10 protein-coding genes and 1 pseudogene are annotated in these 12,694 nt (G+C 41.3%); 3 read left to right on the top strand and 8 right to left on the bottom strand.

The genetic code is table 11. The features are described 5' to 3' along the window. Positions 1–79 precede the first annotated feature (79 nt). Positions 80–1,324 carry a beta-ketoacyl-ACP synthase II gene (fabF, locus tag NSQ44_RS05370; protein WP_340855477.1) on the bottom strand — a complete coding sequence of 415 codons (1,245 nt, stop codon included), beginning with the start codon at positions 1,322–1,324 and terminating at the stop codon, positions 80–82. Positions 1,325–1,393: 69 nt separating this feature from the next. After that, positions 1,394–2,326 (bottom strand): beta-ketoacyl-ACP synthase III, encoded by a 933-nt coding sequence (locus NSQ44_RS05365; protein WP_340855474.1) that lies wholly within the window; start codon positions 2,324–2,326, stop codon positions 1,394–1,396. A gap of 213 nt (positions 2,327–2,539) precedes the next feature. Here NSQ44_RS05365 and NSQ44_RS05360 point away from each other — a divergent pair, with 213 nt between their 5' ends. Together NSQ44_RS05360 and NSQ44_RS05355 are read left to right on the top strand one after the other, a co-directional pair. Next, positions 2,540–2,812 carry a hypothetical protein gene (locus tag NSQ44_RS05360; protein WP_340855472.1) on the top strand — a complete coding sequence of 91 codons (273 nt, stop codon included), beginning with the start codon at positions 2,540–2,542 and terminating at the stop codon, positions 2,810–2,812. Positions 2,813–2,942: 130 nt separating this feature from the next. Next, positions 2,943–3,982 (top strand): IS630-like element ISBs2 family transposase gene (locus NSQ44_RS05355; protein WP_340855470.1). Its coding sequence is split into 2 segments (ribosomal slippage): positions 2,943–3,446 and positions 3,449–3,982, totalling 1,038 coding nucleotides; the frame shifts between segments, so codons are not numbered across the junction. Between the two features lie 30 nt (positions 3,983–4,012). On the opposite strand, the gene NSQ44_RS05350 is transcribed toward NSQ44_RS05355, so the two are convergent. From NSQ44_RS05350 to NSQ44_RS05335, 4 genes and pseudogenes are all read right to left on the bottom strand, one after another. After that, positions 4,013–4,963: a BMP family ABC transporter substrate-binding protein gene (locus NSQ44_RS05350; protein WP_340855467.1), complete on the bottom strand. Its 951-nt coding sequence runs from the start codon at positions 4,961–4,963 to the stop codon at positions 4,013–4,015. 274 nt (positions 4,964–5,237) lie between these two features. Then, entirely contained in the window at positions 5,238–6,086 is an 849-nt protein-coding gene (locus tag NSQ44_RS05345; protein WP_340855464.1) for a hypothetical protein, read from the bottom strand. A gap of 389 nt (positions 6,087–6,475) precedes the next feature. Further along, positions 6,476–7,753: pseudogene (locus NSQ44_RS05340) on the bottom strand (IS110 family transposase). Positions 7,754–7,997: 244 nt separating this feature from the next. Then, entirely contained in the window at positions 7,998–8,735 is a 738-nt protein-coding gene (locus NSQ44_RS05335; RefSeq protein ID WP_311067038.1) for a hypothetical protein, read from the bottom strand. Between the two features lie 146 nt (positions 8,736–8,881). Between NSQ44_RS05335 and NSQ44_RS05330 the strand changes: the two genes are divergently transcribed. Continuing rightward, positions 8,882–9,064 (top strand): YjzD family protein, encoded by a 183-nt coding sequence (locus tag NSQ44_RS05330; protein ID WP_063387013.1) that lies wholly within the window; start codon positions 8,882–8,884, stop codon positions 9,062–9,064. A 540-nt stretch (positions 9,065–9,604) separates the two neighbouring features. Here the strand turns inward: NSQ44_RS05330 and clpB are convergent. After that, on the bottom strand, positions 9,605–12,244 hold the full coding sequence (gene clpB / locus NSQ44_RS05325; protein ID WP_340855461.1) for an ATP-dependent chaperone ClpB: 2,640 nt from the start codon (positions 12,242–12,244) through the stop codon (positions 9,605–9,607). A 109-nt stretch (positions 12,245–12,353) separates the two neighbouring features. Continuing rightward, on the bottom strand, positions 12,354–12,533 hold the full coding sequence (locus NSQ44_RS05320) for a YjzC family protein (RefSeq protein WP_063387015.1): 180 nt from the start codon (positions 12,531–12,533) through the stop codon (positions 12,354–12,356). Positions 12,534–12,694 lie beyond the last annotated feature (161 nt).

The following is a 12,694-nucleotide window of genomic DNA, read 5'->3' as shown; positions in this document are numbered from 1 at the left end:
TTTTTTTAAAAAGAAAACCGCTACTGCCTGTTTAGGCAATAACGGTTTCATATGATCCTTAATTTCCTATATGTTGACATCAGGCTTCTTCAAATTTCTTGAAAACGAGCGTGGCGTTATGTCCTCCGAAACCAAGGGAATTGCTGAGCGCCGCCCGAACTGTTTTTTGTTTAGCCTGATTAACAGCATAATCCAAGTCACAGTCAGGATCAGGTGTTTCATAATTCATTGTCGGAGGAATTATATTTTCTTTCACTGCTAAAATGGTGAAAATGGCTTCAACTCCTCCTGCTGCTCCAAGCAGATGACCTGTCATCGATTTTGTCGAGCTGACGGTTAATTGATAAGCATGGCTGCCAAAAACTTCTTTAATCGCCGATGTTTCAAATTTATCATTATATTCGGTGCTTGTTCCATGGGCATTAATATAATCGATATCTTCCGGTTTTAAGCCTGCATCTTGAATTGCCATTTTCATTGCACGTGCTCCGCCTTCTCCGCCAGGAGCCGGTTGTGTAATGTGATAGGCATCGCCTGTTGATCCATAGCCGACGATTTCTGCATAAATGTTTGCTCCTCGTTTTAAAGCATGTTCCAGCTCTTCAAGAACAAGTATTCCTGCACCTTCTCCCATGACAAAGCCATCGCGGTTTTTGTCAAAAGGACGGCTAGCAGTTTTCGGATCAGGATTTGTCGACAACGCTTTTGCTGCACTGAAACCTGCAAAAGCCATCTTGGTCAGCGGCGCTTCTGTTCCGCCCGTAATCATCACATCGGCATCGCCACGTTGAATTACTTTAAAGGCATCGCCGATTGAATTTGATCCTGTTGCACAGGCAGTGACTGTACATGAATTTGGACCTTTCGCGCCGATCGCTATGGACACCTGTCCGGCTGCCATATCAGGAATCATCATCGGAACAAAGAAAGGACTTACACGTCTCGGACCTTTTTCCAGAAAAGTTTCGAATTGCTGTTCATACGTCTCCATTCCGCCTATGCCTGAACCGATCCAAACGCCTACCCGTTCACGGTTTTCATTATTTATTTTTAAACCTGAATCTTCAAGCGCCATCAACGAGGCGGCTAATGCAAATTGTGTGAAGCGGTCCATTTTCCTCGCTTCTTTCCGATCCATAAAATCTTCAGGTTTAAAATCGTTTATTTCAGCGGAAACTTTGACAGGAAATATGTCTTTATCGACTCTCGTCAATTCTCCAATGCCTGATACACCTTTCAAAGCATTTTCCCAGCTTGTTTTCGCATCCAATCCAATCGGTGTCACAGCACCGATGCCTGTTACAACTACTCTACGTTTTTCCATATCATTACACCTCGCCTTTTTCGGTTTGTATGACGGAAAAAAAGCATTTTTATTTCTGATTGAATGATTTTACTGTCCCCATCTTAATGCAATGGCTCCCCATGTTAAACCTCCGCCGAAGCCGACCATCACAATAAGATCACCATCTTTTATTTTACCAGCTTTTACTTCTTCGTATAAAGAAATTGGGATTGATGCTGCGGAAGTATTCCCGTACTTGTGAATCGTCTTGGACATTTTCTCCTCCGGCAATTCAAGCCGTTGTCTGGCGGCTTCCATAATGCGGATATTTGCTTGATGCGGAATGAGAAAGTCAACATCTTCTTTCGTTAATCCCGCTTTTTCCAATACATTAATGCTTGATTCTCCCATCTGCCGCACAGCAAATTTAAATACTTCACGCCCGTTCATCACAATATGACCTTTTTCATATAAATGCTTGCCGCCGCTTCCGTCCGCTCCTAGCTCAAATGAGAGAATCCCTCTGTCATCACTTACCTCTCCTAAAACAACCGCCCCGGCACCATCCCCAAATAAAACACTTGTTGAACGGTCATTCCAATCCGTAATTTTCGAAAGCTTTTCGGCTCCAACGACAAGAATTTTTTTATAAGCTCCTGTTTGTATAAACTGTCCTGCCGTTGCCATCGCATAAATAAAACCTGAACATGCGGCGCTTATGTCCAAAGCAGCAGCCCGTTTTGCACCAAGTCTTTCCTGCAGAACACAGGCAACTGACGGAAAGGATTGATCAGGTGTTACGGTCGCAACTATAATCAGATCGATTTCTTCCGGTGAAATTTTTGCATCTTCAATGGCCTCTAATGCCGCTCTTGCGCTCAAATCCGATGTTTTCATATCATCTGAAGCAATTCTCCGCTCTTCAATGCCGGTTCTTGTTCGAATCCATTCATCAGACGTATCCATGATTTTTTCTAAATCATAGTTAGTCACAACTTTTTCCGGTATATAACGGCCTATCCCGATGATCCCAGCTCTCATGAAGAACATCTCCTTCACAAAAAATTATTATCAAATGTTATGACTTGGTACTAATTTTATATTATTTTTCTACTTATAGCAATATGCTTCATAACAGTTAACTACAGGTTTTCTTGTTTTTGACTGATAGATTGAGCTAATCGTCTATTCCTTACTCAGTTTTGTTTCATAAAATAGGATGCAAAGGAAAAAAGAACGGAAGGTGAAACGGGAATGAGTGATGAAAACGTAAACGAGCGGCAGGAAGATGAAAAAGAGAAAGCAGAAGCACCAGAACCCGATTTTTTTACCCAATTTATGTTCGGCCGGCAGCTTCCGGTTCATTCTGAAAAAACTTCCGAAAAAAACAAGCAAGACGAGCAATCAGACTATCAAAAAATTTTTGAGCAAGTCGATGATATTGTGACAAAATTATCTGAGCTGAAGCCAATTATTAAAGAAATAAAGCCGTTCGTCAATCAAATTAAAAAACTATTTAAAAATTAAGGGGATGAATTCAACCATCCCCCAAAATTTTTATTTTATTTATTTCACCATATATAAATTGAAATAAAGGTTTTCTCCCGTTCCACGGCGAATAAATACAAAGAGAAAATAGGGGAACGGAGAGAAAACTATGATGCCAAATCACAAAGACGAGATCGAAAAGTTGTCCACTGCCATGAAAGAAGCAAAAAGTAAACGAGCATATGAACGCTACCAAGCGATTTATCTTCATTTGCAGGGATATACCAAAGGAGAAATCGCAACGATTATTGGTCGATCCAAGAAAACTATTTATAACTATATTCATGCCTACGCCCAGCGCGGTCTTGATGGACTGGAGATGAAATACTCACCTGGCGCCCCACGTCGATTGACCCCTGAGCAGGAAAAAGAGCTGGCTTTGATCATTGAACATCAGCTCCCCGTAGATGTGGGATTCGAAGCAAAATATAATTGGACGCTTGCGATAATCGCTGAACTCATTCAACAAAAGTGGGGGCCAACATACACGCTTCGCGGAACAAGTGACATTCTGCATCGGTTAGGGCTAAGCTATACGAAACCGACCTATACACTAGCCAATGCCGATGAAGAGAAACAAAAAGAATTCGTCGAAATCACCTTCCCTGAAGTAAAAAAAAACTGGTAGATGGGAACATCGCCCATGTCCTCTTTCAAGATGAGTCGATGATTCGTGATTACCAAGCGATTCAAAAAACATGGTTTGTCAAAGGAAAACAACGAATCATTCCGACGTTTGGAAAACATCAAGGGCTGAAGCTGATTGGCACGTTGAACTACGAAACAGGGGAAGTGTTTTGCATCGAAGAAGAACGCTATGACGCGGAAACATTTCTTCGATTTCTTCAACTTGTGTTAGAACGCTATCCCACAGGCAAAATAGTGATGATTTTAGATAACGCTCGAATTCACCATGCCAAACTCATTCAGCCATTTTTAAAAGAACACGAAGATCGGTTAGAGCTCGTCTTTTTGCCACCATACAGTCCGCAATTGAACTTGATTGAAGGGCTATGGAAATGGCTGAAATCAGACGTGATTTACAACGTGTTCTATTCGAGTGTGCAAGAAATTAGAAAGAATGTCCAAGCCTTTATTCAGCGAATCAACCAGAAACCAGAACAAACGATCGATCGTTTGTGTGTTTAGTTGTAAATCTTTAATTCAACTTATATAGCATTATTCGTTAGGCAATTTCCCTGTTTTCTTATATTCTTCCACATATTTTAAAACTTTATTTTTAAATTCTTTATCTACTAGAGGGCTGAACTTCCCTAAATCAATCACACCATCTTGAAAATCAAAATATAAATTCCCGCTTTCCAGTTCGCCTTTTATAAATTTTTTTGCGACTAATAAATACAACTCATCCACATGCTGTACTGTGCTTGTTAAAACCGTTTGTTCGCCCAAATCACTTTGATCTGAAACAAAGCCAATTGAATATATTCCTTTTTCCTTCACTTTTTCGATCACTGGCACGTTGTATCTGTCGCCTGCCGGATAAACAACATCTACATTTTCTGCGACAAGCTTATCGAGCTTCTCAAGCGCCAAGTCAACATGATCAAACCCTTGGACATATTCAATGTGAATGGTTACGTTTGGATTTTCAAATTGCGCCCCTTGATAAAACCCCTCCACTTCAGGCTGCCACTCAAAAGCGGCAATAATTCCGATTTCGTTTGTTTTTGTCATATGTGCTGCCACCATTCCTGCGAAAAAGCCCATGGCATGCGCCTCAAAATTTAAACTTGTGGCATTCGGGCCTTTTGCATCACCATTAAAAAAAACGAAATGAATATCTGGATATTGATCCAGCAAATCTCTAAAAAAACCCTCATATTCGTGACCGTGCCCGATAATTAAATTAACTCCCTTTCCGTGAAATTCTTCGACCGCCTCCCTCACCGCCGCTTCGGAATTCATTCCTTCTTTATAAAAAACATCTACATTCAGCTCAGACTGAATTTTTAACAGCCCTTTATACCCTTTTGTCCCCCAAACTTGATCATTAATCGTTTCAGGAACGAGCAAACCCACCTTTTTCAGTTTTCCTTTTTCTGATGCTTGTCCGCAGCCAACGAGAAATAATAAAATAAAAATGATCACAAACATTTTTTTATACATACCAAGCAACTCCTTTAAACCAGTGAACTGCATCATCATTGAAATGGTGAGGTTTCTCAATAATCGAAATGATTACATATCGATCTCAGCTAAGTTCAAAACGATCTTTTGAATTTACGGTCAATTTGATTGTCACGAAATATAGCTTATGAGGCGTTTCTCTAGGAAGCTTCCTCTTTAACACGATGTATATTTAGTACTAAAATTTTCACGTTTCACTTCATTCCTCTTTTATTTTGCTATACGCCGTCAATGAAGTAAAGAAATTTTATAGTTAGGTATAAAGTCTGCGTGTATTTTGCAGGAAAAAATCTTTTAATTCTTGCAAACTCTTTTCAATGTTTTCGACCGTCTTTGGAACAACTAAATGATGTTCGCTTTTCGATATAGGCTTGTAAATGTAATGAAAAATGTCAAAAAAGCTCATCACCTTCTTAATGCGCTCTTTGTCGTCGGAAATCAAGTAAATTGTTTTTTTCGCAAACAAATCTTCGTCAAATTCTGTTAACACCGGAACTATTTCATCAATATGAAGAATGTCTCGAATGACAATTTTTTCATTCGCATTCGTCTTGGAACGGCTGATGCCTGTACATTCCAACAAACTGTTCGAAATCCAATGGCCTATCGGCTGCCAAGGTCCGAAAACGGTTGGAAGATAAACAAATAAATAAGGGAAAGTCCATTTTTGTCCTATTTGCTGCATCCAGCTGTCAATTTCTTCATCCCTATATTCCAGCGGATTTTCTCCTTCAAGAGAAAATAAAAAAATAATCGGAGTCTGCTTGAGGGATGCGATTTCGACCGTTTTTTCCAATCGGTGTTTTTCAGCTTCATCGTCTATCGTTTGATGATCTGTTTGACAATAATAAATCAAATCATATTGCTTTTTGGAAGCATCCTCTATCCAACTGTCTTCTTCCAATAAATGAAAATGTGCGTTCCGCCCGAGCCACATCATTTCTTCTTCGCATATTTTTTTTTGCAACGGATTTTTAGGAACGATTACCACTCCATCGACTAGTAATCCTTCCTCTACCAGTTTTGAACATATATGAAAGCCTTCAAATTGATGAGCCCCAACAATTAAAATATGTTTACACTGCTTTAAGGCAGTTGACATTTTGAAAACCTCCCTCTATAAATGTTGATATATCAACGGTTGTAGCCGTTTCAGGGGTGTCAAAAAAATATTTTTCGACAAAGTTTCTAACATTATTTCTTAAATATGTGTATATCTTACATTGATGGGGTACGCTTCGCGGCCACTACTGGTTAAATTTGGTTGTAGTGCGGGGAAGCGTATGGGATGCACCGTGGATCTCTGCATCGCTGATGATGACGAACCCTCCCATGTCTCTTGGCATCCTTGTGCCTACATTCCTTCGTTCGGTCTAGTCATCAGGCAGAGGCCGGCTAAGCTCCTTTAGGGACTCAAGGTCGAATGGATGATATCGCGCCAGCTTCTCCGTGTCATCCTTGTTGTCTAGAGAATCACAAGGCATGCAGGCATCAAGCCGCCGTTTCGAGACCAAAGATGTCCTGCATCATTCGCTTCGCATCGAACGCCTGGTGCTTCGTACACACAGCGTGCAGTACCTTCAGTCATTTCCCGCATAACACCACAATGGATTGCTTCTTGCGCAACGGATTATCGGGCCGTGTCGTGTAATATTCATGTAACTGTCGAAACGCTTCGTTGTGGCGGATCATCGGCATCATCACGCGGAAGAGGAGGGCGCGCAACCGCCTTCTTCCACGCTTCGAGATCCGTTTTTGCCCTTTGTGTTGGCCGGAGGAATGCTCCCGCAGTGTCAGGCCCGCAAGTTTCAATAATTGGCGCGGATCCTGATAGTGGGAAAAACTCCCGATTTCCGATAACAGTTCCACGATAGTCGCATCCCCTAAGCCCGGAACGGTCTTCAGCCATTCGTATTCGACGGAGGTCTGAACGAGTTCAATCAGCTGTTCTGTCAATGCCTCGATCTCTTTTTCCAGCTGGCGATATCGGCGGACAAGTGTGGCGATTTCGATACGGGCCATCTGTTGTCCTTCCGTTACGCCAATGGAATGTTGGACCAATTCCATCAACTTCTTCGCTTTCGGTTTTTGTGGCGATTGTAATCCCTCGCTTTGGCGGTAAAGGGTGAGAACCTCTTCGATCTCTTTCCCTGCTAAATCCGACGGAAACGGCGTCTGTTCCAGCACAGCGAGCGCCATTTTCCCAAACGACGGAAAGACTTGCGTAAATTCCGGAAATTACCTATCGAGCCAGCGAATCATCTGATTTCGAACCGCCCCCTGCTCTTCCACGAGTTTGGATCGAAACGTCGCCCCTGTGCGCAGTTCGGCCTCCACCCCTTTCAGAATGCGCGGATAGCTGAATCGGCCGTCTTTCACTAACCGGGCAATGACGAGCGCGTCTTTCGCATCATGCTTGGTTGGAAGATTGTCATCCAGCTCTTTGGAGCGCTTCACGTGCATCGGGTTTGTCATGACGAGAGGAATGCCCTTCTCGTCAAGAAAGTAAGCGAGATTGAGCCAATAATGTCCCGTTGGCTCGATGCCAACGATCACTTCCGTTTTTTCAAATTCCTCCATCGCTTTCACGATGCACTGGTACAACCATTCCAATCCTTCTCTCGATTGCAGAACGGGAAACGGCTTTTTTAACACCCTCCCTCGCTCATCCACAAAGCAGGCATAATGCTTCTTTTTCGCGATATCCATGCCAACGACGAGCGTTTGATCGGTGACTTGATTAATCTTCTTGTTTGAGATAGAATTCATGTATAGTCCTCCTTGGTATCCAAATTAGGGGTCAATTCGTGCGATTGACACCCCCGAATCATACCAAGAGGGCTTTTTTTATTCAAGTCCCCGAAAAAACTTCTAACAGGAATGCTCCTTTATGAAAAAACTATTATTGTATCGTATGCGAAAAAAGAAGAGATTAGTCCAATGCCCTTTTCAAACAAAAAGGGGGCAGCCTGCTCACTTATTGAGCATTTTCGCCCAGTCCTCAATTCCTTTTCTATAAGATTCTTTCATGCTCTTTGTAAAAACTTCTTATCATATCATGGATCCGATTTATATTTTCCTGGAAATAAAATGTGAATTGAATTGGAGCTTTCAGCTGCTTTCTCCATTCCTCATATTTTTTTCCATGAATTTTATAGGAATAGCTTCCCCCGTTCATTTTCTGCCAGATGCCTACAGGTATTTTTGATACAAAGTCTTGTATACGGACAAAGGGATAATGGGTGACAGCTTTTTCATCTAATTGGTAAGCTTTTGATAGTTCTTTTATCATTTGTTTGTAAAAAAATTTATTCTTTTTCTCTTCCGCTATTTGGGCTTTTATGTCCAAACAAGGATTGATCATCACCGATGAACGGATGGAATTTGGCATCTCTTCCATCAACTGCAGCGCAACGAGTGCTCCTATACCTTCAGACAGTATATGGATTTTTTTATTTAAAATTTCTTGTTTCATGACAAGATGATAAAGCTGTTTTGCCAACAAAACGGCGTGAGAGCTGCCCCAATGGCGTCCGTAAAGATTGGAATGAAACAATGTATATCCGCAGCTTTTTAACGTATTGATCAGCTGACGCCGCCCGTAATGCTCCAACCAGTAGCTTGAACCATTTTCAACAAAATGGGTTCGATCGCCAATGATCAAGATGCCGAATCCGTTCGGCTTTTCCGGAAGATGAATGACATTCCACTCGTTTTCAATTTGAAAAAATCTTTCCGAAACACCTTCCATTTGCCCACCACCTTTCCATCGATGACCTTTTATAATGTATGTACGAAATGTCAAAAAGGCTCGCAAAAAAATCGCGAAACAACCGTTTTCATGAAAAATGTTGTATGATAATATAAGTAAAGACAGGAATAAACGAGGTGAAGATAATGAGATATTTCGCAACATTTTTTTGGACGTTTTTGCTTGTCAACATGGCCAGCTATGTTGTTTCTTCCATGACAGGCTCTGCATTCCATTTTTCAACAGCAATTATAATCTCTGTTGTTTTTACCGTACTTCTCTTTATAATTGGGGAGTTAATTCCGGCTGAACCTTCAGAAGAGCATTAAGAATTTGTCGAAATTGGCGAATTGCCAATTTCTTTTTATTTAAAACGAAAATCAGCGATTAGATGCCTGCTGCTATCGGCGAAGCCTCACTTGTTACGCCATAATATAGACAAATTCAAAAAAAGGGGATAGTCTAATAAGTCATTTTTGGGCTTAAGACATCCCCTGTGATTTTTTGTTTTCAATGGAGATTTGTCTTTGGACAGACCCTTACCAGTTAACATATACGTCAGTATAATTAAGATTTCAGCCTAGCAAATTTACATGAAGCTGTTACGTATACGTCAGCACAACTAAGATTGGCGGAAAAACTTATAAAGCACTACACTTTTCCAATTATAGTTTTCTAGTCTTTTAGGCAGAATCAGGCTTGCTTAGCTGTGCAATCTCCCCATGAAACTAGCCTGATAGGAATATCGCCCTGTTTTTAGTCTCCGAATCAGATTCCCCGCCACCAGGACACAGTTTCCTATGTCTACATGGTCCGCACAAAAAAAAGAACCCTCCTCGATTGAGAAGGGTTTTAATATCCATTTATAGCTATTCTAATTTTGCTGCTCCGCTCTTCTCATGAGCATGCAAATCCGTTTTTATAACAATTTCTTCATTTTCTACCCCTAACAGAACTTGGTCACGATCATGAACGGTTCCAGCAATAACCGCTTTCGCAAGTTTTGTCTCTACATGCTTTTGAATAAACCGTTTCAGCGGCCGTGCGCCAAATACAGGATCAAATCCTCTTTTTGCAATGAATTCCTTCGCTTCATCTGTAATCTTTAGTGTAAGTTGTTTATGGGATAGGCGCGCTTGAAGCTCTTTTAAAAGTTTTTCTACTATTCCTTTTACTTCGTTCATTGTTAAAGGCTTGAACAGGATCGTGTCATCAATCCGGTTTAAAAATTCTGGCCGGAAATGCATGGAAAGCTCATCAAGAACTTTCTTTTTCGCTTCATCTGTTATTTCCCCCTGATCATTTAAACCGGAGAGCAAATGCTGAGAACCGATGTTGGATGTCATAATGATCACTGTATTTTTAAAATCAACTGTTCTTCCTTTCGAATCGGTCACCCTGCCGTCATCAAGCATTTGCAGCAATATGTTAAACACTTCTGGGTGAGCCTTTTCGATTTCGTCCAGTAATATAACCGAGTACGGATGTCTCCGAACTTTTTCCGTCAGCTGTCCTCCTTCTTCATATCCGACATAACCCGGAGGTGCGCCGATCAGCCTTGAGACAGAATGTTTTTCCATATACTCCGACATATCAATGCGGACTATTTCGTCCTCGCTGTCAAAAAGCGCTTCTGCCAATGCTTTCGCCAGCTCCGTTTTCCCGACCCCTGTCGGACCTAAAAAGAGGAAGGAGCCGATCGGCCTGTTCGGATCTTTTATGCCTGCCCGCGCACGCAAAACTGCATCCGATACTAATTCAACTGCATCGTCTTGCCCGATGACCCTTTCTTTTAATATTTGTTCAAGCTTCAGAAGCTTTTCTCTTTCCCCTTGTACAAGCTTTGCTACCGGAATGCCAGTCCATCTTGACACAATACCGGCAATTTCCTCTTCTGTTACTTCCTCGCGAAGCATCTTGTTTTCCTCTTTCTGCTTCATTTCTTCTTCCAGTTGTTTGATTTGTTTTTCCAGCGCCGGAATTTTTCCATGGCGCAGCTCAGCCGCTTTGTTTAAATCGTATTCATTTTCAGCATCAGCTAAATCTCTGCGTGCTTTTTCCAGCTCTTCCCTCAAGCTTCTAAGCTGTTGAATACCTTCGACTTCAAGCTGCCATTTCGCCTTCATTTCATTTGCTTTCTCTTTTAAATTTGCAAGTTCCTTTTGCAACTCTTCCAATCTGATTCGGCTGATGTCATCCGTTTCTTTTTTCAATGCAGCCTCTTCAATTTCAAGCTGCATAATCCTTCTCGTCACTTCATCAAGTTCTGTCGGCATTGAATCTATTTCCGTGCGGATCATCGCGCATGCTTCATCGATTAAATCAATCGCTTTATCAGGCAGGAAGCGTTCTGTAATATAGCGGTGCGAGAGCTCACTCGCAGCTACAATCGCCGAATCATGAATTTTGACTCCATGATGGATTTCAAACCGTTCTTTTAGTCCTCGTAAAATAGAAATCGTGTCTTCCACAGACGGTTCGCTCACAAGCACCTGTTGAAAACGCCGCTCAAGCGCCGGATCTTTTTCAATATACTTGCGATGTTCATCAAGTGTCGTTGCTCCTATGCAGTGCAGCTCACCTCTCGCAAGCATCGGCTTTAACATGTTGCCGGCATCCATTGCTCCTTCTGTTTTGCCGGCCCCGACTATTGTGTGCAATTCATCAATAAATAAAATAATCCGTCCATCGCTCTTTTTAATTTCTTGCAAAACAGCTTTTAATCTTTCTTCAAATTCTCCGCGAAACTTGGCTCCCGCAATGAGCGAGCTCATATCTAAAGCAAATATTGTTTTATCTTTTAATCCCTCCGGTACATCTTTTCGTACAATCCGATGGGCTAATCCTTCCACGATCGCTGTTTTTCCAACCCCTGGTTCACCGATTAACACCGGGTTGTTTTTCGTTTTTCTTGATAAAATTCGGATCACGCGCCGAATTTCTTGATCACGGCCAATGACAGGGTCAATTTTTCCTTCTTTCACCTCTTTAACTAAATCACGGCCGTATTTCTCCAATACTTCATAAGTGCTTTCTGGATTAGGTGATGTCACCCGAGCATTCCCCCTTATTTCCTTTAACACTTTCAATATGGCAGCTTTTGTTAAGTGATATTGCTGAAAAAGCTCTCTCACTTCTTTTGAGCTCGATTCGGAAAATGCCAATATAATATGTTCAACTGATAAATAATCATCTTGAAAATCTTTCCTTATTTCGTCCGCTTTTGCAAAAGCTTCTGAAAGAGTACGGGAAATATAAATATTTACCTCACCGTTTCCGTGAACAGATACTTTCGGCTTTTTTTGTAAATACTCGTTGATCGCTGCCTCAATTTGTTGTACAGGACATTTAAGCTTTTCTAAAATTCTTGGAAAAATCCCGTCAGACTGCCGCAGAAAAGCAAGTAAAATATGAAATTCATCCACTTCTTGATGTTCATGTTCTTTTGCGATTTTTTGAGCTTCTACCAGACCTTTTTGCAGCTTCTCCGTGAATTGATTTACATCCATACCGAAACGCCCCTATTTTGACTTTTTTTGACCTTTAATTTTATTATAACTTCTTTATAAATCAAGTAAAGCCATTCGTTTTCAGAATGGCTTAGCGTTGTTCGAAATATTACGGCTTGCGCTTATAGGTCCAAACCCGATTATGGTTGGATGTTTCGGGGAATCGATCTCCTGCTTTGAGTTCAACCTTTTTGGGATCGACCACCATCGATCCGGTCTCGCCGACTTCGATGTAGATTCCGTTGTTAGGTGCTTTTTGACCAGGCCTGAATTGACGATTTTGACCCATGAATCATCCCTCCTTGGACATTATTGTTGGCTATCAGAAGATTTTTCATGTATAGACAGAAACACCTTTGATAATTTTCATTATGTGATGTACTTCGAAACTTTACTCAACGCCCAAAATCGAACTCACTGCATATGGCATCCTTTTGAAAAAATCGTTTA

This window comes from Aeribacillus sp. FSL M8-0254, assembly GCF_038008845.1.
GTDB lineage: Bacteria > Bacillota > Bacilli > Bacillales > Aeribacillaceae > Aeribacillus > Aeribacillus composti.
The sequence above is the reverse complement of the archived record's forward strand: the minus strand, read 5'-3'. Positions and strand labels throughout refer to the sequence as shown.

Bases quoted from the DNA above. Each gene is read 5' to 3' on its own strand.
- fabF (WP_340855477.1), bottom strand. From the start codon at position 1,324: ATGGAAAAACGTAGAGTAGTTGTAACAGGCATCGGTGCTGTGACACCG.
- NSQ44_RS05365 (WP_340855474.1), bottom strand. From the start codon at position 2,326: ATGAGAGCTGGGATCATCGGGATAGGCCGTTATATACCGGAAAAAGTT.
- NSQ44_RS05360 (WP_340855472.1), top strand. From the start codon at position 2,540: ATGAGTGATGAAAACGTAAACGAGCGGCAGGAAGATGAAAAAGAGAAA.
- NSQ44_RS05350 (WP_340855467.1), bottom strand. From the start codon at position 4,963: ATGTATAAAAAAATGTTTGTGATCATTTTTATTTTATTATTTCTCGTT.
- NSQ44_RS05345 (WP_340855464.1), bottom strand. From the start codon at position 6,086: ATGTCAACTGCCTTAAAGCAGTGTAAACATATTTTAATTGTTGGGGCT.
- NSQ44_RS05335 (WP_311067038.1), bottom strand. From the start codon at position 8,735: ATGGAAGGTGTTTCGGAAAGATTTTTTCAAATTGAAAACGAGTGGAAT.
- NSQ44_RS05330 (WP_063387013.1), top strand. From the start codon at position 8,882: ATGAGATATTTCGCAACATTTTTTTGGACGTTTTTGCTTGTCAACATG.
- clpB (WP_340855461.1), bottom strand. From the start codon at position 12,244: ATGGATGTAAATCAATTCACGGAGAAGCTGCAAAAAGGTCTGGTAGAA.
- NSQ44_RS05320 (WP_063387015.1), bottom strand. From the start codon at position 12,533: ATGGGTCAAAATCGTCAATTCAGGCCTGGTCAAAAAGCACCTAACAAC.